This is a genomic window from Vibrio sp. 10N.261.55.C5, assembly GCF_041470505.1.
Classification (GTDB): domain Bacteria; phylum Pseudomonadota; class Gammaproteobacteria; order Enterobacterales; family Vibrionaceae; genus Vibrio; species Vibrio crassostreae_C.
This window is the reverse complement of the sequence record NZ_JBFRMS010000059.1, coordinates 1-19,919: the sequence shown is the minus strand read 5'-3', so window position 1 is coordinate 19,919 and position 19,919 is coordinate 1. Positions and strand designations below refer to the sequence as shown.

The window sequence follows — 19,919 nt, the reverse complement described above, 5'->3', positions numbered from 1 at the left end:
TGTCGGAGGACAATATAGTTTGCTCTGAAATGTGCCTCTTTCGAGCTCCCTATAACGGTATGACCACTAAAGTTTGATCATTTTGAGGCGCGTTGCTAGCAACAAGACTTTATGAGATGACAATAAAGATTGATCAATTTATGAATAACTACAGGTATTGAAAATCTGGGTAGTCCGGCTCAAAGTACTTGCACTTGTGATACGTGTGATCAGCTCCAGCAGTTTTGGACATCGGGTTCTGGCGGATCCCCTCATAATTCTCCCAGTCCACCACATAATAATTTCTGCCATTAACGCCATAAGTAGCAATATGTCGATTCGATTAGTACAACGTGTCCGATTGTGACGAAGGGCTAACCCGTAAGCAGGGCTTTTCAAATCTCGAAACGACTCTTCAATTTGCATCCTTTTGGCGTATAAATGCGTTATTTTTACGCCATTTAGTACATCGTTGGGGATGTTGGTAACCAGAAGCCAAGGCTCTTTTGCGCCCTTGTGGAACACTTTCCCCGCAGAGTGCTTTTGACAGGTTCGGCTATGTCGATGTGCTTTTCTACCTTTGGGAATGCTTTTGTATAAGTAGGCAAAGCACAAGAGTGGCGAGCGTCTTGCTAACTGGCTTGCACCTAAAAACTGGACCTTGTTCGTCGCTTGAGGGTAGAAAGTTTTGTTCCACTGCCAAGGCGCTTCACCACACTTTATTGAGACCTCACCGCGTACACGCCCAAGCCAAAACCAACCCTTATTGGCAACTTGACGAAACCATGTATTCCTAAAGCCCGCATCAGAGACAACAATAGGCGTACAGCCATTTGGGAGCAGTGTTTCTAACTTATCGAGGAAGAGTTGATGGCTCTTGGGTGAGTTGTAGTTTTTATACTCAAATGCCTGTTCATAAAGGGTGATTGCTCGCCCCTTAACGGTAACAGAAGCACGCAATGTCATATATCTGAGTTGCTCTCTCACATCAGACCAATCGACGAGAACCACAGGAAAGGGATTTGCTCGGGTAATGAACGACGCATGCCATTTATAAATCGCATCTTTTTCTCTGTGCAGGTTTCGGTTCCCCAGAAGTCGGTCAATGCGTTTTATAGCGTGTTTTACGGTGGTCTTCGTCTCAAGTGCTCGTCCAATTTTAGTTAATGTAAGGTCCGAACCATCGAGTACCGTTTTAGTTGCAAGCATCAGATATCTAAGTCGTTTTTTGTGAATGTTTGGGCACTGGTTTTCGATAGTTTGCTGTAGAATTTGAACATCGCGCATCGTTAGGAATTCCTATTAAATCCATTTAATCAAGTGTGTTTTTGGCGAAATTCATTAGATCAGAATGAGCGATGTGCGTCTACTCATTGTTTTATATGGAAATTATGAGGGGATTCTTAAGCATCGGGGTAAATTGACCAGCTCCCCGCTTTCTAATCCACCCAAAACTTAGTAATGTTCATCTATCAGGAGGAAGGTGAATATGAAGAAGCAATTCAACGAACAGCAGATCATTGGCATTTTCAAGGAAGCAGAAGCGGAATTACCCGTCAAAGAATATGCCGCAAGTGCATACTCCGACCCATGCTGAACACTCATTCCGGTTCAATGTGAACACCTATTCTGGACTCACTGTGAACACTTTTGCCCACATTTTCGAAATCACTGTTCACGTTCCGCCGGAACCCCTTTCAACGTATTGATCTTCAACTTATTTGGTAATCTGTTTCCTATTTAGAGCAGGACTATGCCAGCAAAGAGACTTGCAATGCGTAAAATTCGAGATGTACTCAGGCTGAAACTGGATACCAGGTTGTCAATTCGGCAAATCAGCGCGAGCACAAAACTCAGCGTTGGTGCTATCCAGAAGCTGCTCCAGAAAGCACAACACTGAATCTGACTTGGCCGCTCCTGATTCACTGACAGATGATCAACTGGCCCAACTGTTCTACCCCGGATCCGATACGCGGACCTCGAGCCGATATCAGGTTCCCGACTGGGCAGCTGTCCATCAAGAGCTGAAACGCAAGGGGATCACCAAGCAACTGCTGTGGGAAGAATATACCCAGCAATACCCCAGCTACAGCTACTCGCAGTTCTGTGACCGTTACCTTCACTGTAATAAGCAGCAAAGACGCTCCATGAGACAGCTGCATAAGGCCGGGGGGAAAAGTGCTTTATCGACTACTACGGCCAGACGGTTACCATTATCTGCCATTGCACCGGTGAAGTCCGACATGCCCAGGAGTTCGGGCGCATCCAACTATACCTATGCGGAAGCGACAGGGTCCTTACCACTCGGTTACATTGACGCAACAGTCACTGATACAAGTAAGATTGTCATTAGCGAAATTATGTACGTTTTTCTGAGGCTGAAGAGCAAACCACCTCCTCCGCAAGAGTAGGTGGCAAACTTCCTACTACCGCCCGAACTTAAATCCGATGGAAATGTTCTGAAATGTCATGAGCGAGCAGGCTATTAGAATGCACGAGCTACCCTTCCTAAGCTTGTGACAGAAAATGACTGAGTCGCATATGGAATAAATACAGACTCTCCCTTATTAATAACAAGACAATTTCCATTGCGGTCTTCGAACCTTACATCACTATCAATGGCGAACCAAATCTCAGCACGAGTGACTTCAACAAAGCTTTGGCTTGGTTCTGAATAAACAGAAAATGAAAAATCACCAACAGGAACAGGAAACTGTTGCTCAGATCCTCTAATGATTGGCGCTGTAAAAATTTTCTCTGGATTCATTGCCTTAAAGTTGCAACGATTGACTAACTCAGGTACGTCAATATATTTCGGTGTTAGGCCAGCACGCAGCACATTGTCTGAATTGGCCATGATTTCTATCGCTGTCCCTTTTAGGTATGCATGAGGAGTTCCTGCATGCAAGAACATTGCTTGTCCCGGGCTAAGCTGTATAACATTTAACATCAATGGTGCAAGCAAGCCGATGTCATTCGGGTAAAGCTCATTTAATTCTAAGACCAATGCAGCCAAAGAATCATCTGACTCACGTGCCCATGCTAAAAGTGCCAACAGAACATCGTCTTTGACTTGGTTATTCAAATGCAGGATACCCGAGAAAAGCTGGCTTAAGCCACTCTCAGTTCGATCTCCAGAAAAACTATCAATTTGCTGTTGTAAAACAGGGCACCGAATGGCCGTAAACAAATCCACAATCTGATCGTATGGGCGAAAGCCATTCATAGCAAGGAAAGGCGTGAGAGCATAAACTAATTCTGGTTTATGGTTAGCATCCTTATAATTGCGATCAAATGCATTAATATCAATACCTTTCTTGTTCTCCATCTCAAAGCCGGCGCTTGCTTCTTCTTTTGTCGGATGAACTTGAATTGAAAGCGCTTTTTCAGCTGCTAGTACTTTCAACAGGTATGGTAGCTCAGCATATTCTTGATACGTTTTGGATCCAAGCATGGCCTCTGCGTAGATCTCAATCAACACATTTAACGACCTAGACTCACCGTTGAATGTGATAGACGAGCTTGCTTTAGGATGTGCTCCCATCCAAATTTCAGCCATTGGCTGGTTATTCTGATTTTCGATACCAAATAGCTCAGGGATTGATGTCCGACTTCCCCATGGATAATCTTGAACAATATTACTTAATTTATAAAATCCACCAACATTCATATATGCATCTCTTGTTTGGTTCATAATAGATTCATCGAAATTTGAAAGATATGAAAAAAACGCCCATATATGGGCGCTCAGTCAATAGAAGGGGGCGACTGTAAAGATTGCTTGCACAACGTATATTGTTGAACAATGTTCTAAAATAAATAGATAATTGTTCTTGTATTTTGTGATTTATTTTCCGCAACATCGCTTGTACTTTTTACCACTCCCGCAATTACATCGAGAATTTCTTTCCTGCTTATCTTGATTAATTATTTTTACCCCATCACTCTCTATAGTATTAGCAGGCTCGACCCCAAAGATAACTTGTTCTCGAATTTGGTCTAGATAAGGTTTAGCGTGGTTAAAAAAATGCTTGTATCCAGCACACAGATAATTGTGGCCCATTTGATTATCGGACGACAGTGAGAACCTATGTTTTGGACACCCCCCATTACAAGCAAATCGGAACTCGCACTTTTGACATTCGCGTGTCAATGTTGTTTGCTTATCTAATCCAAACTGGACCGCTTGCTCAGTTCGATTTAGGTCTAGTATCGATTCAGTATGAATATTGCCGAGCTTATGTTCCGGGTAAACATAGTGGTCACAGTTGTATAGGTCGCCATTGGATTCCAAAGCAAAAGCATGCCCACATGTAGGAGAGAATACACACATACTTGCAGGCTGGTTGCACCATGCTCTCAGCGCCGTATCAAACATTTGTACATAAACATGCTCAATATCCCTTTGGACCCAAGTATCGAAAATAATATTTAGGAATTCACCAAACTGCCACGATGGAACAGACCATTTAGTCAACCTAGCGGTGCTTTCTCCAGGTAAAACCAAGCGAAGTCCGTCATTTGCTGTTGTCGTAGATTCTCGTTCGATTAGCGGAATAAACTGTATATGCCGAGATCCTATCGAAAGTAGAAACTGATAGACTTCTGTTGCGTATTCAACATTGTGCTTACCTACTACCGTCAATGTGTTGAATTCAACATTATGTTTTTGCAAGATAGCAATGCCTTGCATGACTTGTTTGTGAGTTCCCTTTTTAGCTCTATTTACACGGTGTTGGTCATGAATATGCTCAGGCCCGTCAATAGAGATACCGACCAAAAAATTATGCTGAGATAGGAAAGCCCCCCACTTGTCATTTAATAAAATTCCATTTGTCTGTAAGCTATGGTGGATTCGCTTTCCGCTAGAGTGCTTGCTGCAAAGTGATACCGCCTTTTCAAAGAACTCTATACCCATTAGCGTCGGTTCTCCGCCCTGCCAAGCAAAATCGACATCCAGCCCAGGTTGTGCCTCGATATGTTGCTTAACAAACTCTTCCAACGTAGCGTCCGACATTTTCCAATTGTTTGCTCTGTCAGGGTATAACGCTTCTTTTTCAAGATAGAAGCAATATGTGCAATCAATATTGCATACAGATCCTGTTGGTTTAGCCATCACATGGCAGCCTCTATTACCATTCATAATTCGCTACCTACGTTTACAAGTGTTGTGTTTTGGACAAGTTATACATCAATTACTCAGAACAATAAGGTCAAAGCTAGAGCAAACAAGATAACACCTAATGTCAGCGTGTAGAGATACTTCTCTTCAATTTTTTTCACTATTCTCACAGCCAGTGGCACCCCCAATAGTGCTCCGAATGTCATTAGGCCTGCAGTGGTCCAATCAGCCTGCCCACCCTTGCTGTAATTGAGTGCAGTAATTGAAGACAATGCCAACGCCATAACAACTGATGAACCAATTGACTTCTTAATATCAACACCAAGAAACGAGTTGAACGCAGGTAACAGCATGACTCCCCCCCCAACGCCTGTTGAACCTAATACAGCACCACAACCCGCCCCAGTACACACCGCTTTTCGTTTCTTTATGTCGCTTGCTATAGCCTCCGAGTTTTTTCTTTTACCAAGATAGAGAGACAGCAATGAAAAAAGCATCACACCAATAATCATCCAGTCAATCACTTGATGAAGCATCACTGAATGCGCTTCGTCAGAATTAATTCTAAGAATTAATTCTGTAATAAGTAAAGTACTCGGAACAGCTCCAAGCAACATGAAGGCTACTGGACGCCAGGCTACGTTCCCTGCACTTATGTGTGATATTCCAGCACCTACTTTAACTAAGGCAGAAATAAGACTGGCAGTCCCTACTGCCAGGACCGTGCCCATGCCAAATACTACTTGAAGGATCGGTATTATTAAGACCCCGCCTCCAACGCCTGTCATACCTAAACAGAAACCGATAACCCCACCCAGAGCAAGCTTTAACAAGCTATCTAGGTTTAGTATTAACATTATCCAGTCCATAATTACCCCAAACCACTTAATTCCGGATAAATTAAAACACAAAGTAGCAAACGCTACAAACATATTTGGCATTTAAAGCTTAAAAAACCTACACTAGCAATATAACCTAACTCATAAATGTTGATTTATCTCTCATTTCACTCTATTTCACCCACCCAACATGTTAACCGCGTCAAACTCGGGCAAATAAATGTAGCATTCGCTACATCAGAGTTTACTATAGTTACTCCTAACGTGTTTTAAGGTTCGTTTCATGAAAAATCAGCTCTTTTCTAAGGCTCAAAATTTAGGCAAGTCTTTTATGCTGCCTATTGCGGTATTACCCGCTGCGGGATTGTTACTGGGTATCGGTGGAGTTTTCTCAAATCCGGTTACAGTTCAAACATACCCAATTCTCGACAACACATTTTTACAGGCTATTTTCATTATGATGAGAATGGCTGGAGAGATCGTTTTCGCCAACCTTCCACTACTATTTGCAGTAGGGATAGCTGTAGGTCTAGCAAAAAACGACAAAGGCACCGCTGGCTTAGCTGCTGTACTGTCATTTCTAATAATGAATGTAACTGTTAAGGCTCTACTCACTATATCTGGGAGTATAGCGGTTACTGATCTAGCGGTGCATGGTCAAGCTTCTGTGCTTGGTATCACAACTCTTCAAACGGGAGTGCTTGGTGGGGTGCTTTGTGGCTTGCTAACCGCATACGCTCACGGAAAGTACAACAAAGTCGACCTACCTATGCTGCTCTCCTTTTTCAGTGGCTCAAGGTTCATTCCTATCGTGACCTCGTTCTTTTCAATCTTCCTAGGTATCGCTCTTTTCTATATCTGGCCTTACTTTCAAAGTGGTATAAATGGTCTGGGATCGCTAGTTGATGAAACTGGATATTTGGGCACTTTTTTCTTTGGAGCATCTTTAAAAGCGTTGTTACCTCTTGGTTTACACCATCTATTCTATATGCCGTTTTGGTTTACTAGTGTCGGTGGCGAAATGGTCATCAATGGCGAGCTAGTTCAAGGTACTCAACCAATTTTCTTTGCCCAGTTAGCCGATCCAAACACAACGCAATACTATGAGGGTGTCTCTCGCTTTATGGCTGGTCGCTTTGCAGACTTCATGTTTGGTTTGCCTGGTGCAGCTCTTGCCATCTACCACTGTGCAAAAGTTGAAAATCGCAACAAAGTTGCCGGAATTCTTTTGTCTGGTGCGCTGACTGCCTTTGTAACCGGTATTACCGAACCACTAGAATTCATTTTCTTGTTTGCTGCACCACTACTTTATGTCGTGCATGTTATCGGAGTAGGTTTAGCCTTTATGCTTAGCCATATGTTCGAAGTCACTGTAGGGCAAACGTTCTCAGGTGGTGTCATAGATTTTATCTTGTTCGGTGTACTACAAGGAAACGATAAGACCAACTGGATTAATGTGTTACCGATTGGTGCCGCCCTATTCTGCTACTACTACTTTAGCTTCAGATTTATTATCACGTGGAAGAACTTAAAAACTCCAGGGCGTGAAGATAATGACGACGGATTAGAAATCGTAGAAGGTGAAGAAAAGCTAGCCGGCATTATCGAAGCATTTGGTGGGAAAGGTAACATCTCAATATTAGATTGCTGCGCAACAAGATTAAGAGTGACTGTATTAGATACTCAACTAGTACAAAAGGATGCCTTTAAGAAATTTGGGGCTGTTGGTACTGTTGTTAAAGGTACGGGTATTCAGGTTGTGTTTGGCCCACAAGTTTCTGTTATTAAAAATCAACTAGATGATTATCTAAAACTAGCGTAGTCAATAGTATTATTTTGAGGGAAGCGATATTTTAACTTCCCTCTTTTTGGAGTTTTTATGAAAGCTGTCGTTTTAATGTTTGATACATTAACCAAACATCATATATCTACTTATGGTGGAAGTGCCATTACACCTAATTTTGAGCGCCTTGCAAAACATAGTGTTCAATTTAATAACTTTTATGTCGGTAGCATGCCATGTATGCCGGCACGAAGAGAAATGCATACTGGTCGATATAACTTTTTACATAGAAGTTGGGGACCATTAGAACCCTTCGATTTCTCGATGCCAGAACACCTTTCAAAAAACAAGATCCATACGCACCTCGTCACCGACCATAAACATTACTGGCGTGATGGCGGAGCGACTTATCACCCTCGCTATTCAACATTCGAGTTTATTCGAGGGCAAGAAGGTGATAACTGGAAAGGTCATGTTGCCAAGCCGACGGTTAATTACGATGGTAAAGAAGAGCAAGCTGTCATTAACCGACGAGTAAAAAGAATGACTCAGGACTTCATAAACCGAGACTATATGAAGACCGAAGAAGAACATACGTTGACGAGAACCGTTGAAAAGGGACTGGAGTTTATTTCCAAAAACTCTGAACAGGATAATTGGTTTTTGCAATTGGAATGTTTCGACCCTCACGAACCGTTTTTTGTGCCTGATAAATACTTAGAAATGTATGGCTGCTGTCAAAAGGATTTTGATGGTTGGATGTATTATAACGCCAACACGGATTCTCCCGAAAAACAAACATTAATACGTAAGTTCTACCAAGCACTCATCACAATGTGCGATGAGTACTTAGGAAAAGTTCTTGATAGCTTTGACGAACATGATCTTTGGTCTGACACTATGCTCATGGTATGTACTGATCATGGTTTCTTGTTGGGAGAGCATGATTGGTGGGGTAAGAACATTATGCCCGTCTACAATGAGATCGCTAATACGCCATTTTATCTCTGGGATCCTAGAGTTGGGAAGAGAGGTGAGCAATCCAATGCCCTCGCGCAAACAATTGATATCGCTGCAACAGTTCTCGAGTACTTTGATTTTGAAATACCGAAGCAAATGGAAGGACGTTCCATTAGTCAACATCTAGCCTCAGGCGATAAAATCCGTGACTATGCTTTGTTTGGTTACTTCGGGGCTCATATCAATATCACCGATGGCCAATACGTGTATATGAGAGCGCCAAGAGATCGAAATAACACGCTTAACGAATACACGTTAATGCCTACACATATAGATAGCCGATTTGGTATCAAACAGTTATCACAAGCTGAATTGCACGATGGGTTTGACTTTACTTTGGGCGCAAAATTGCTAAAAGTTCCAACCTCGATCAACTACACAAATGCATTTCGTTTCGGTGACAAGCTATTTGATCTAGAGGCAGATCCCACGCAAGAAACAGCAATCGCAGATCACCCAAAAGCGCTAGAATTTTGCGACGCAATAAAGAAAGAACTTATACGGAATGAGGCTCCTAAAGAGCTTTATGCTCGCTATACGCTCGATGAGTTTGATTTAGCATCAATCAAACGTGAACACGATTCCTTTGTTGCGTATCAAACAAGTCTGTTTGCCAACGTGGACTTACTCCATCACTCTGTGGCTGAAGGTTTAGAAATTGTGGTTAACGTTGGCGACGATAGAGAAAGCACGCTTTCGACCGTTTTAAGCATTATCAATAAAATTGATCAACCAGTATCACCGCGAGATGTTTTTGACATTGCTGAGTCTATTTTTAAAGGTGAGCAACTTAAAAAAGCCATCTACCAACTGAACATGGCGATGAGATATTACTAATGAAATCTAGTGAGCTTATTACCATCGCGACAGGTCAGTTTGAGGCTACAATAAACACACTTGGCGCAGAGCTAAAAGAATTTTCTGCTGGCAAAGATAAAAGTAACTGGTTATGGAACGGTGAACAATGGGCGCATACCGCGCCTATACTGTTCCCTATTGTCGGCAATTTAAATAATGGTAAATTTGTGCACGATAATAGCGAGTACTCGTTACCGCGGCATGGATTCGCTAGACAAAGTTTATTTAAAGTCGTCGCCAAAGGCGATGACTTTCTCAAACTTCAGTTAACATCTAACGCTAGTACTTTTGAAAACTATCCGTTTACCTTCACGCTTACCGTTGATTTTTTCGTTAACCCGAAAGGGCTCACCGTTGAATACAACGTGGAGAATACATCTGAAAGCTCAATGTGGTTCTCTATTGGCTCACACCCTGGCTTCAATTCAAGTTCGGATACCGTAATCGAATTTGAAGACGTAGCTCAACCGTTTATAGGAAAAGAAGGCTTTACCGAGCTCAAGGAACACGCTCCGCTGTCAGTAAGGAACAACTCGGTTAAATTGGAGGAATGGGACTTTAATAAAGGTCCCCTTTACTTCAAAAACCTCAAGCGTCAGTGTATCAAAATACATGATAACAAATACGGAACCAGGTGCATAAATATACCTTGTACACCTTACTTTACTTTATGGAAAGTTCCTGACGCTGACTTCGTGTGTTTAGAGCCATGGCATGGGATCACAGCAGATCCGACAGATACAGTAAACCAACTGAGTGATAAACGAGGTATTATCCACCTTGAAAGTGGTAATAAATTCGGCACTTACTACCAGTTATCCCTTGTCTAACAACCTACGGTATTGAGCTTCCGGGTTATAGCGTTTACATTACCAATTTGAATAGTTATAAAAAGGTAAACACGTGAGTTCAATACCCATTTATCAACAATTGAAGCAAGCTCGCAGCAATATGACAAAGTCTGAACTAAAAATTGTTGACTTGCTCCTTCAAAATCCAGCATTCGTTATTCGTTCATCAGCTCGAGACTTCTCGAAACTAGCTAATGTGAGTGATGCTTCAGTGATTCGCTTTTGCCAAAAATATGGGTTCACTGGCTATTCAGAAATGAAAGAGCTACTCAATCAAGAACTTATTGTTAGTTCAGCAGCCGTTATTCCACCTTTAAGTGCAGATATTTACATAGAGGACTCACTACTAGAAACCATTGACAAAATTTCAGAGATCGTGACTGTTTCTGTAAACGATACTAAAAGCAAGCTATCGGTGGACGATTTAGAGTTGGCAATTAAGCTTATTGACAATGCTCAGCGATTGTTCTTCGTCGGCGTCGGCGGCTCAGGTTTAACCGCGCTAGAAGCCCAATATAAGTTTTCTCGTATAGGCCTTGATGCGACGGGATTTTTTGAAAATCACTCAATGGCATACAAAATACAATACACTAACGACCGAGATATCTTAGTGGCGATATCTCACTCAGGAGAAAAACACGAGATCATAGAAACTGTAAAGACCGCAAAAAGCAATAGCACATTTTGTATTGCCATAACAAACAACAGGAACTCAGAACTAGCTTCTCTATGCGACTTAACGCTTGATAATTGTAGCCAGGGGGAGTTGTATCAAGGTGACTCTATCGGTACTCGTGTATCTCAAATGTTCATCGTTGACATTCTCTATACCGAAATGCTAAAAAAAAGATTTCCTAATGTAAAGTCATCTAAGATTATGATTAAAAATAAAATTTCAAAAAGTTAACGATTTTCAGAACATAGATCGGTGGATTACGACTCACCGCTTCCACGAGGTTTTACATTGGCTATTGGAGCAAAAATGCGCAAAGTGAAATATAATGCCAACTGGCGGAAAACAGGAGTGGAGCCAGATTATCGCTTCTCTTTAGCCAATGAAAGAACGTATTTAGCTTGGATTCGAACAGCCCTCGCCTTGCTTGCTGGATCCATAGCTCTAGACCAAATGGCAACCCAACTTGCACATCCGCAGCTAAAACTAATCATATCAATGGTATTGGCCTTGTTTTCAATAGCCATTGCTATTTTAGGTTATTTGCGTTGGTCAAAGCATGAGAAAGCGATGCGTCAAGAGTTGCCTTTTCCCTATACCTCGCTGTTAAAGGTCACAAGCGTGTTTATAGGTCTCATCACGTTGCTTGTTATTGTTTTTCTATTAGTATGAACAATTATGCTTGATTCTGGCCTGCAATTAGAAAGAACTGTACTAGCTTGGATTCGAACATTGTTGCTATTGATTGTGAATATAGTACTAGTGGCTAGAGGGTTAGTAGTAGATACTTTTAATTTGTTCACTGCGCTAGGTATTGTCACAGCTATCTGGGTTTCTCTTCTAAGTTTTAGTTTATTACGCAATTTCAATAGTGGTGCTAGACGAAACTCAACTCACTTCCTGTTTGTCTCTTTGCTGAGCCTAACTTTAGTTGGGTTATATTGGATTCGCCGTATTTGTGTCATCATGCAAATTTAACTTCTACATATAATTCTCAACTCAATGCCATTCGCCTAGATAACTGAAGCTGGGTTACCTAAACACTTACTTTCCTTGGCTCTTGTGTCACTGCTCGCTTAACAGCTTTATCAATAGTTTCTATCCATGCGGTTTCATACTCAATTTCTGTTCTGAGGACACTTTCACCTTCCACTTTTTTGGTTCTAGAAGGGTGCTTAATTTCAACCACTACTGAACAGTGTTCTTGGTTTGCTTTAGCATCCCATCGAACGCCTTTCTCGGAACATGCTTTCATTACTTGAGCTAGTCCATCTTTACCATTTTCAGAAAAACCAAATAGCCTTGAACCTAAACTGTGCTTGTCGTTAATATCGCTAATATCCACCTCAATGATGACAAGCGGGGTTTGCCGGTAATAGAAATAGGCACAATGAAAGGTTCGAGCCTCCTGTGTGAGCTTATTCTTGTATATCAGGGAAGCGTTGTCCGGCTTTGGCATCGCCAAACATCGTGTCCATTGGAATTGATAATCTGGAAGCATCATTAATTTCTGAATAACCTTTTCAAAGAGCTGAAAGTTACCAGTCGGAGCTACCTCTTTTGGAGCCTCAGGAAGAGTCGTATCATCACAATCACTTCGATTAATCGCCCAGTCTAATTCTTGCGCTGACCCTGTTGCTGTTCCATGGCCAACCGCTGAAACGTCAGGTTTTGGTTCTTCTGTGGCATTAACATTAGGTACTACTCTCGATAGCGCTTTTCCTGGCATTACTTTTACATCATCTTCTAAGTCACAAATAAACCGGAATCCCTTTTCACTCACGACATCCCTTTTTCTATAGTTTCCGGGTGTAGCTTGAAAATCCAACTGCGGGTCTGGATCAGTTCGATTAATTTCGGGACGCTTTCCATCGCTCGGCCCAACAGGGATAACATCCACTTTTTTGGGGTGGTAAATCGAGACCTTTTTGTCACACTTAAAACTCGATGGGTAAACAGTTATGATTTCTTCTACATAAAACAGCATCGGGTCGTCTCTGTCGTACTCACCTGCTATCTCTAATCTCCATTTTTTTAATGGTGGCGGCTCAAAGTTAAAGTTCCACTCCGTACTTTCATCTTGCTGTAGTTTACTATAAACACTATTAAAACTTTTTGTTGCCTCAGGATTTAGCAATAACCAGCTAAGATGTTTACATGCATCTTTAGAGTTCAAGTTTTTTAGAGGGTAATCCGATGACCTATTGAAACGAATAATGCACTCTTCCCCAGCATCATCCACAACAGCCATCCCATGCAACCCATTGGGCCTTAAGGCTGTACGTGTTAGATGTACATTGTGTAAAAAGAGTGCTCGAGCGAGCTCTATACAAGTGACAACAGCCTTTAAGTTGCCCTCCCTTAAAATGATTGAATGTGATTTGTTTGAAAAAGCTCTTTGAAAGTTATCTGATATTTTTATCTCGATGATTTCGCGCTTATGTGGAACCGTGCGTTCTTTGTTCGAATAATGAGAATTAACAACCAACATTGGTATCAGTTCCGCCGGAACACGACTTTTTGGGAAACCTGAAAATTGAACGTTGATATAAGGCCGGACCTTATTATTGAGGACGCGCTTGGTGTGAATACTTCCAATGTTGATTAACGGTACGTTTTCAGGAAAGTACCGCAGCTCTCTGCCAGGCTGGGATGTCCAATCGGAGAATTTCCCGTGCAGGTTTCCTGCTACGCGCACGGCTGAGTCCAGCAAGTCGTTCAATCTCACATACAGGCCTTAAAAAATATTTACACTCAATGAGTTGAACCATAACACGGCTTAACCTCCTAATTTGGTACTCTTCTATAGATTCGCTATATCGATCAAAAAACAGACTGCAAAGCGGTAACTTATACAGTTTTTTCTCAATGAGACTCTTCTGCTTGATGCTGGATGCAAACCACGACTTAGAGTGGCGAGGGTCTTTTATCCTATTATCGGCCCTATTTTTAAGTTTAATGAGTTTTTTAACTAGCAGCAGATCTCGAACCTGCCAGTCAACACGATAATTCTGGTAATTTGATACATGATTAGGTTTGTGAGCATTGAGCCACTTACGATCATATCGATAAAGCCAAGAATATAGCCTTGCACCAAGAGATGTGGCTCTGATCTTTTTAAGTGATTCAGCTTGTGAAGACTCTACAATACCAAGCCATTGGTTTCTGTTTGTATCACGCTTTACTATGTTTATTGTCGCTCTCATTGGTTGTGCTCTCCTTTCAATTTTAGGAAACGTACTAGCGAGATTTAACTCTAGCAATAAATCAACGTTACTATCTCGAAGTGACAACCAAACAATGAAGTGTTGCAGGTAACTGAATACTCTACGATGTTTCCTGAACATTGCGACTAACCATGTATTTGTCCCACAAAATGCTAAGCCTTGTGTGTTCAACCATTCATCTGACCAATATCTCCGCACAGAATCCGAAATTGCTTTATGGTCTATTCTTGAACCAATCATCATTCCTGCATCTCTCGCTAGCTTTTGATAGTAAAGCGTCCACTGAGCTAGTGAAACCGCTCTCAACTTCGAGTTAAGTAACATCTCTACCATTTGGGATAATTTTATCTCACAAGGGTTAGCGGCCTCAGAAAAACGTGTTTGGCATTGATAGCCACTCGCACCAACAAACTGGTGCCTATGTGGGGATTGAATTGGTATATGTGTACCTATCAAAATACACTTATGTTGTGGGCACACGTTGACACCAGGGGCTTGAAACAATCGCTGCCAGTAGGTGAAACCAAGAGCATCGCTTTGCTCTTGCCAACATTGAGGGCAGATCTTATATGTCGTTGGCCACTTGATAACCGAAGCTGGAATGCCAGCACGAGACATGCTTGGGTTTACTCGACTATGAATTAAATTAGCTTGCAGCGCTATATAGCGGTGTGATTCAACGAAGGGTTTGAACAACGGAAGGGACGTATGACGCTCCACGATTTGCTTAGGGTGCACTCCCCATACGTGGCCTACATGCTCCAAAAGATACGCAATATGGCCTTGTAAAAAAGGCGAAGGAACCATCATTCTATTGCCAAATAGGATGTCTAATGCAATCTTGTCATCTTTAATTCCCATTTGCTGGATAAACCGAGCAATAATACTAGTGAGCAACTCATCTTTCTGAGCGGCTGGAAAGTGGGTCAACATCTTTAACTACCAAACAACTCGTTTCACTTCTTTGAGTATAGTTGGCTGCTTCATACCTAGAGGTATGGCGTGATGTCAAGAATCATGCCTTCACGTTTTAGGTTATTGTAGGTGGACATTGGTTTGTCACTTCTCAGTAGCCGAAGGTCGTTATCCACATAACGAGGTTCTAGCTTGGTTACTTTTGATTTTTTAGGCTTACTTTGTGTTGCAGGCTTGTCCTCTAGCGACTTTATATGAGCAACTAATCCAAACAGATCCTCGTTAGGCTTTTCATCGATGGCTTGTCTCGCCGCTAGTTTAGCCACATCCTCACCGAGTCCCATGCGAATCAACATATCAGTGAGTTGCATCAATTTGTCATCAGTTTCCTCAATAGTAACTTCAGGCGCATCCACATCGCTATCGCCAGCTTGCCCAATAATACGAACTGAATCGGCAGGTAAGTCTAAGTCCGCATACTTAACGATTTCTTCTTTTCGACCGCTTTGGAGCGCTCGAATCATAGGATGAATGATCGACAACTCTTCGTTGAACACATCTTCGACTAACTTGAGGGTAATCACTTCTTTTCCTGCAACTACCGCCCTTGCTTGGCAAAGATAAAACAATGAAACGGCCACATGTGCAACACCTTGAGTTAACTCCCAAAACAAATCTTTCATTGGTTTCGTAATCGGTGTCGGTGATTGAAACCACTGCAATTTCCACATTCTGTTGAAAAAGCGATCCCATTCGCTTTCGTCAGCTCTATTTGATAGGTGCTCAAATCGATTCCAATTCAAACTACCAAACTGTGCAGCTCGGCGAGCAGACCTCAGTGTAGGAGAAAAAAGCTCAAGAGCTTTTGGAGTGCCAATGAACAACACTGGCACTTTGATTACGTTGGTAAGAGTAACGAAGAAATTAAGTAGTTTAGTCGCACCGCCGGAGCGCGCGGCATTAAGGTGCTGGATTTCATCTATGACCAAGATACCAATAGAATGAAGGGCGCATACTCTAGCTATGTCACCCAACATAGACTCTGCTGATGATCTCGACTTAACGTAGAGCATTTCGTAGTCGCTTCCAATCGCATCGTCTACCGCACGAAAAAAGTGGATGCATAGACTCTTTGCCGAACCATCATGAGGGCAGTCAATCTTTAGCCATACCAACTGTGTATGCTGATACTCGGGATGATAGATAGCCTGATGCTTGTATGAATCTAATATCGCTTGTACCGCGGTAGTTTTACCTGTTCCAGAGCAACCAATGACAGTCGTTGCCAACGCTGCGCTACCCGCATTTATTGATGCAGTTGAAAAATCAACATTATCGACGTCTAAAAGATTTCGCTGATAGTCAATCGATGAAATGTTTCGCCCTAAATATCCTCGACGAATCATCCCTGAAATCATCTGTTCTAGTTGAAGGTGAGCTTTTGTCGGGTATAGAAACCCATCAAGTATTCGCATCATCGCATGACGACGGATGTACCCAGGCAAGGTCTTTTCAGAATCTCTCACCTTAGGGTAGCGGTTTAACTCTTTGGCCGTATTTTGCGGCGAGTTCAATAAAGGTAGTGCATTGATCAAAGGCTGATCTCGATAATCTTCTATTTCTGGAGCAGCGTATTCCGCATGGTGAATTTTAATCATCGTCATCTCCTAAAAAATCATCCAGTGACGGATATTCAATGCTATCCGAATTGTGCCCCGTTTGAATATCAATGACTTTAGCACTACTTTGTTTTGACTCAGGCTTGAGATTGACTGAGGTATTGTCTCGCTCAAATTCCCTCTCTTCATCTCGATTATCCTTAATACCGGCCAATCTTTGTGAGTCCGTTAATTTAAGCGCATTTGCCTTTTTGTTCCGCTCTCGTTTAGCGATACTCTCAATCGCTTCCTGTAGGTCAGGAGCCTCAAAATCCTTATATTGATTCGCTGAAGCCTCTGCAACTTTAGAAGACTTGAGAATACCCGCAGCATCCACAAAACTCATTCCTTTATATCGACGGCTACGATCTGAAAGCTCACATATCCAATAGGATTGATAGCTGTTATCAGGCCTCAGGTAAACGACATCGGTTCGACGCGGGTCAAAAGCCACCTCAACTGTATTCGGTCTTGTATGCTTAAATCGGTCAAACCAACCTTCAGCCATTGCTTCACGGCAAGTGTATTTCAGTCCTTTGAAACCAATACCGACCTCAGACACTGTCCCTTTTTCAGTGGGTAACAAGTTCACTTCAACCATCTCTTTACTGCATGGTCTTAACTTACCGGTGCGATTTTTGATTCCCCAGTTCCAAAGCTGAATGGGGACTGCGGGCAAGTCATTAGACATATCTTCGGCAAAATCATAATCTTTAACTACATGCCTAGTGTTGTAGTTGATAATGATGTGAATCACTGTCTCAGTGAATGCATGCAAGGTTAATTCTGCGTCTAGCTCATATCGGCGTCCCAAGCGCTTCTTGCCGTTGACTGGCTCGACAATACCACCGACATAGGGCCTGAATTTTGTTTGAAGAGTATTGAAATAGCGTTCCACGCCGCCTTTATCATCCCCTCGGTAGGAGCGCGAGTTACTCAATTGGATGTTAAATGCATTGACGAGAATGTCAGCCTGCCTATGCAAAAGCTCGCCTTTATCCGCCATGATAGACGCAGGAATACCAACAGAAGGCCACATGCTAGGCTCGATTTCTATTCCGTAGCTCCGACAATACTCTGTTTTATCAAGAAAGGCGTTAGACATGGCCATCATTGCCGCAACCCATGATGGGTTTTCCAAACCGACGTAAAGCCCTGTTACCATGCGACTAAAGACATCTTTAACCACGTAAACCACTGGCCTACCGATGATTTTATTCGGGTCTTTCTCTGAAACTAAATAGAGATCCGCAATCGTTGCATCAATCTCATACCGCCCTCCTGGTCCGATATTCATAAAGGCTGATGTGCTTGTTAGCGCTCTAATATCCTTGTCGTATGTTTTGGATGGTGTTCTTCGTCTTACTACATCATGTTCCTTGTAGTTAGATTCATAGAAATAGCGGAATTGGCGAAGAGTCGGTATGGAGGTCTTATCAGAGTCGGGATATCTGGATTTATACAAGCCAATTGCTTTATCTTTGGCGTCTTTGATAGAGAACTTATCGTTTTGAAGAAAGAAGCCATCAATTGCTAGACTGAAAATTTCTGCGACATCATCGGTAATGATGGCACCTACGCCCTCGGCAGTTGTTCGCTTACGCCCGAGCTTATTGCCCACGTCACGCCTAGATTTACCTTTCCCACCTGACTTATGATAATCAGACAGCAATGCATTGGGTGTCATCCCTCTTTGCCAATAGCGACGAAGTTGACGAATGAAGTAAATACGAGGTTTTCCGGTCACTTCAACCGCGTTTCTAATTAGACGATTGCGCGACGCCTTATCAAATAATTCACAGTGGTCTTTTAGTAGAATTTTAAGCAGCGTATAGGCTTCATCTCGCTTGAGAGCTTGTGCACCGTCGAGCTCAACATGAGAGAAAGTAAAAGGTTCACTGATGCACTCTATCGTTTGTACTGCGATCAGTTCATGTAACTCAGAGGTTGGCATAAGTATAGGCCAAGCCGATTCATCATCGAGACTGATCAGCCAGATGAACTCTAACGTTTCGTACACCACACGTATTCGCTCGTTTGAATCTGCGTATTGATAGACTTGATTAAGAAGCATTGCCGACCTCCAAATCTCTATTACCACTAATTAAGAGTTCGATATCTTCGCATTTCCACTCAGTAAACGGTGTTTCAAGTGATGCTTTAAAATATTGATTGGCGATACCATAGCGAAATATTCCGATATGCGTGCCTTCCTCTAGTTGGTATTGATCATCCAATTTTGCACAATGTCGGGCTACATAAGCTTTGGGTTTCTTCGCTAATCTAGCAGCAAGATCAATGACATCTTGCTTGGAGAATGGATATTCAACTTCAGTATCTATATCGATAAGTGGTTTTATCCACTTCAGGTTCATTTTGAGTTCGTTGGATACTTCTTGATCGGTAAAAATGGGACAGGGTACTTTTATTGCTTCCCAGTACGCTTTCTCTATTTGAAGCTTTTCGACAATGCGCTTGTCATCAAGCTTTAGAGCTGGCTTTACGGGGATTGCTAACTGGGAGCCATCAGCAAAATCGATGATTAAGTCCGTAGTAACTATTTTAAGCTCGCCCTTTTCTTGAGGATGACGAATACCTAGTTGGCGACAAATAATCAAAGAATCAGCAAGAGGGATAGGAAACTGCTCTCGAATGTCGATAACCTCTTCACACCAATCGAACACCAGAAATGCGGCAAGCTCATTTCCAGAAAAAAAGTGATGAACTCGACCAACAGTGGCACTTTTAACACGAACGCTTTCGCCAGAACCGCTGAACTCTCCGACTTTAATGAAAGGAACATAGTCCTTTCCCGTCCCTTCGCCTCGTTTTTCTTCTAAACGCTTTTGGTCTTTCTTATTGAGTGGCTTATCTGCATCTGACATAAAAAACCTCCGACTAAGCCAAACTTAGCAGGAGGTCAAAAAACGATCAATCTTTATTATGTATGATCAGACTTTATTGTAACTGATCAAACTTTATTGTCTTCCGACA

Annotated in this window: 15 protein-coding genes and 1 pseudogene; 7 read left to right on the top strand and 9 right to left on the bottom strand. The window is 42.2% G+C overall.

From position 1 onward, the window contains the following. Nucleotides 1-138: 138 nt before the first annotated feature. Nucleotides 139-1,266 (bottom strand): IS4 family transposase, encoded by a 1,128-nt coding sequence (locus tag AB4263_RS20490; protein WP_372098810.1) that lies wholly within the window; start codon nucleotides 1,264-1,266, stop codon nucleotides 139-141. Between the two features lie 466 nt (nucleotides 1,267-1,732). Here AB4263_RS20490 and AB4263_RS20485 point away from each other — a divergent pair. Next, nucleotides 1,733-2,285, top strand: a pseudogene (locus tag AB4263_RS20485) (IS21 family transposase); the annotation flags it as partial. A 179-nt stretch (nucleotides 2,286-2,464) separates the two neighbouring features. Here the strand turns inward: AB4263_RS20485 and manA are convergent. The 3 genes from manA to AB4263_RS20470 all read right to left on the bottom strand — a co-directional run bounded on the left by manA (nucleotide 2,465) and on the right by AB4263_RS20470 (nucleotide 6,042). Continuing rightward, nucleotides 2,465-3,673 carry a mannose-6-phosphate isomerase, class I gene (gene manA / locus AB4263_RS20480; protein ID WP_372098809.1) on the bottom strand — a complete coding sequence of 403 codons (1,209 nt, stop codon included), beginning with the start codon at nucleotides 3,671-3,673 and terminating at the stop codon, nucleotides 2,465-2,467. Between the two features lie 153 nt (nucleotides 3,674-3,826). After that, nucleotides 3,827-5,122 (bottom strand): anaerobic sulfatase maturase, encoded by a 1,296-nt coding sequence (locus AB4263_RS20475; RefSeq protein ID WP_372098808.1) that lies wholly within the window; start codon nucleotides 5,120-5,122, stop codon nucleotides 3,827-3,829. Between the two features lie 56 nt (nucleotides 5,123-5,178). Continuing rightward, complete coding sequence (locus AB4263_RS20470; protein WP_372098807.1) at nucleotides 5,179-6,042, bottom strand: sulfite exporter TauE/SafE family protein; 864 nt, start codon at nucleotides 6,040-6,042, stop codon at nucleotides 5,179-5,181. Nucleotides 6,043-6,223: 181 nt separating this feature from the next. Here AB4263_RS20470 and AB4263_RS20465 point away from each other — a divergent pair, with 181 nt between their 5' ends. The 6 genes from AB4263_RS20465 to AB4263_RS20440 all read left to right on the top strand — a co-directional run bounded on the left by AB4263_RS20465 (nucleotide 6,224) and on the right by AB4263_RS20440 (nucleotide 12,103). Continuing rightward, nucleotides 6,224-7,762, top strand: coding sequence for a PTS transporter subunit EIIC (locus AB4263_RS20465; RefSeq protein WP_372098806.1), 1,539 nt, complete (start codon nucleotides 6,224-6,226; stop codon nucleotides 7,760-7,762). 57 nt (nucleotides 7,763-7,819) lie between these two features. Beyond that, nucleotides 7,820-9,580, top strand: coding sequence for a sulfatase (locus AB4263_RS20460; RefSeq protein ID WP_372098805.1), 1,761 nt, complete (start codon nucleotides 7,820-7,822; stop codon nucleotides 9,578-9,580). After that, complete coding sequence (locus tag AB4263_RS20455; protein WP_372098804.1) at nucleotides 9,580-10,431, top strand: hypothetical protein; 852 nt, start codon at nucleotides 9,580-9,582, stop codon at nucleotides 10,429-10,431. The genes AB4263_RS20460 and AB4263_RS20455 overlap by 1 nt, the downstream gene beginning before the upstream one ends. 73 nt (nucleotides 10,432-10,504) lie before the next feature. Next, a complete protein-coding gene (locus AB4263_RS20450) occupies nucleotides 10,505-11,359 on the top strand; it encodes a MurR/RpiR family transcriptional regulator (RefSeq protein WP_372098803.1) in 855 nt (284 codons plus the stop codon). Between the two features lie 75 nt (nucleotides 11,360-11,434). Continuing rightward, complete coding sequence (locus AB4263_RS20445) at nucleotides 11,435-11,797, top strand: YidH family protein (RefSeq protein WP_372098802.1); 363 nt, start codon at nucleotides 11,435-11,437, stop codon at nucleotides 11,795-11,797. A 6-nt stretch (nucleotides 11,798-11,803) separates the two neighbouring features. Then, a complete protein-coding gene (locus tag AB4263_RS20440) occupies nucleotides 11,804-12,103 on the top strand; it encodes a DUF202 domain-containing protein (protein WP_372098801.1) in 300 nt (99 codons plus the stop codon). Nucleotides 12,104-12,161: 58 nt separating this feature from the next. Here the strand turns inward: AB4263_RS20440 and AB4263_RS20435 are convergent, their stop codons facing one another. The 5 genes from AB4263_RS20435 to AB4263_RS20415 form a co-directional block, all read right to left on the bottom strand. Further along, nucleotides 12,162-13,616 carry a hypothetical protein gene (locus AB4263_RS20435; protein ID WP_372098800.1) on the bottom strand — a complete coding sequence of 485 codons (1,455 nt, stop codon included), beginning with the start codon at nucleotides 13,614-13,616 and terminating at the stop codon, nucleotides 12,162-12,164. 127 nt (nucleotides 13,617-13,743) lie between these two features. Then, nucleotides 13,744-15,285 (bottom strand): TnsD family Tn7-like transposition protein, encoded by a 1,542-nt coding sequence (locus tag AB4263_RS20430; protein WP_372098799.1) that lies wholly within the window; start codon nucleotides 15,283-15,285, stop codon nucleotides 13,744-13,746. Between the two features lie 56 nt (nucleotides 15,286-15,341). Next, the gene (locus AB4263_RS20425; RefSeq protein WP_372098798.1) at nucleotides 15,342-16,925 is read right to left on the bottom strand and encodes an ATP-binding protein; all 1,584 of its coding nucleotides are present in this window, start codon (nucleotides 16,923-16,925) and stop codon (nucleotides 15,342-15,344) included. After that, a complete protein-coding gene (locus AB4263_RS20420; protein ID WP_372098797.1) occupies nucleotides 16,918-18,999 on the bottom strand; it encodes a Mu transposase C-terminal domain-containing protein in 2,082 nt (693 codons plus the stop codon). The genes AB4263_RS20425 and AB4263_RS20420 overlap by 8 nt, the downstream gene beginning before the upstream one ends. Continuing rightward, the gene (locus AB4263_RS20415; RefSeq protein WP_372098796.1) at nucleotides 18,989-19,810 is read right to left on the bottom strand and encodes a TnsA endonuclease N-terminal domain-containing protein; all 822 of its coding nucleotides are present in this window, start codon (nucleotides 19,808-19,810) and stop codon (nucleotides 18,989-18,991) included. Before AB4263_RS20415 ends, AB4263_RS20420 begins: the two co-directional genes overlap by 11 nt. Nucleotides 19,811-19,919: the final 109 nt, after the last annotated feature.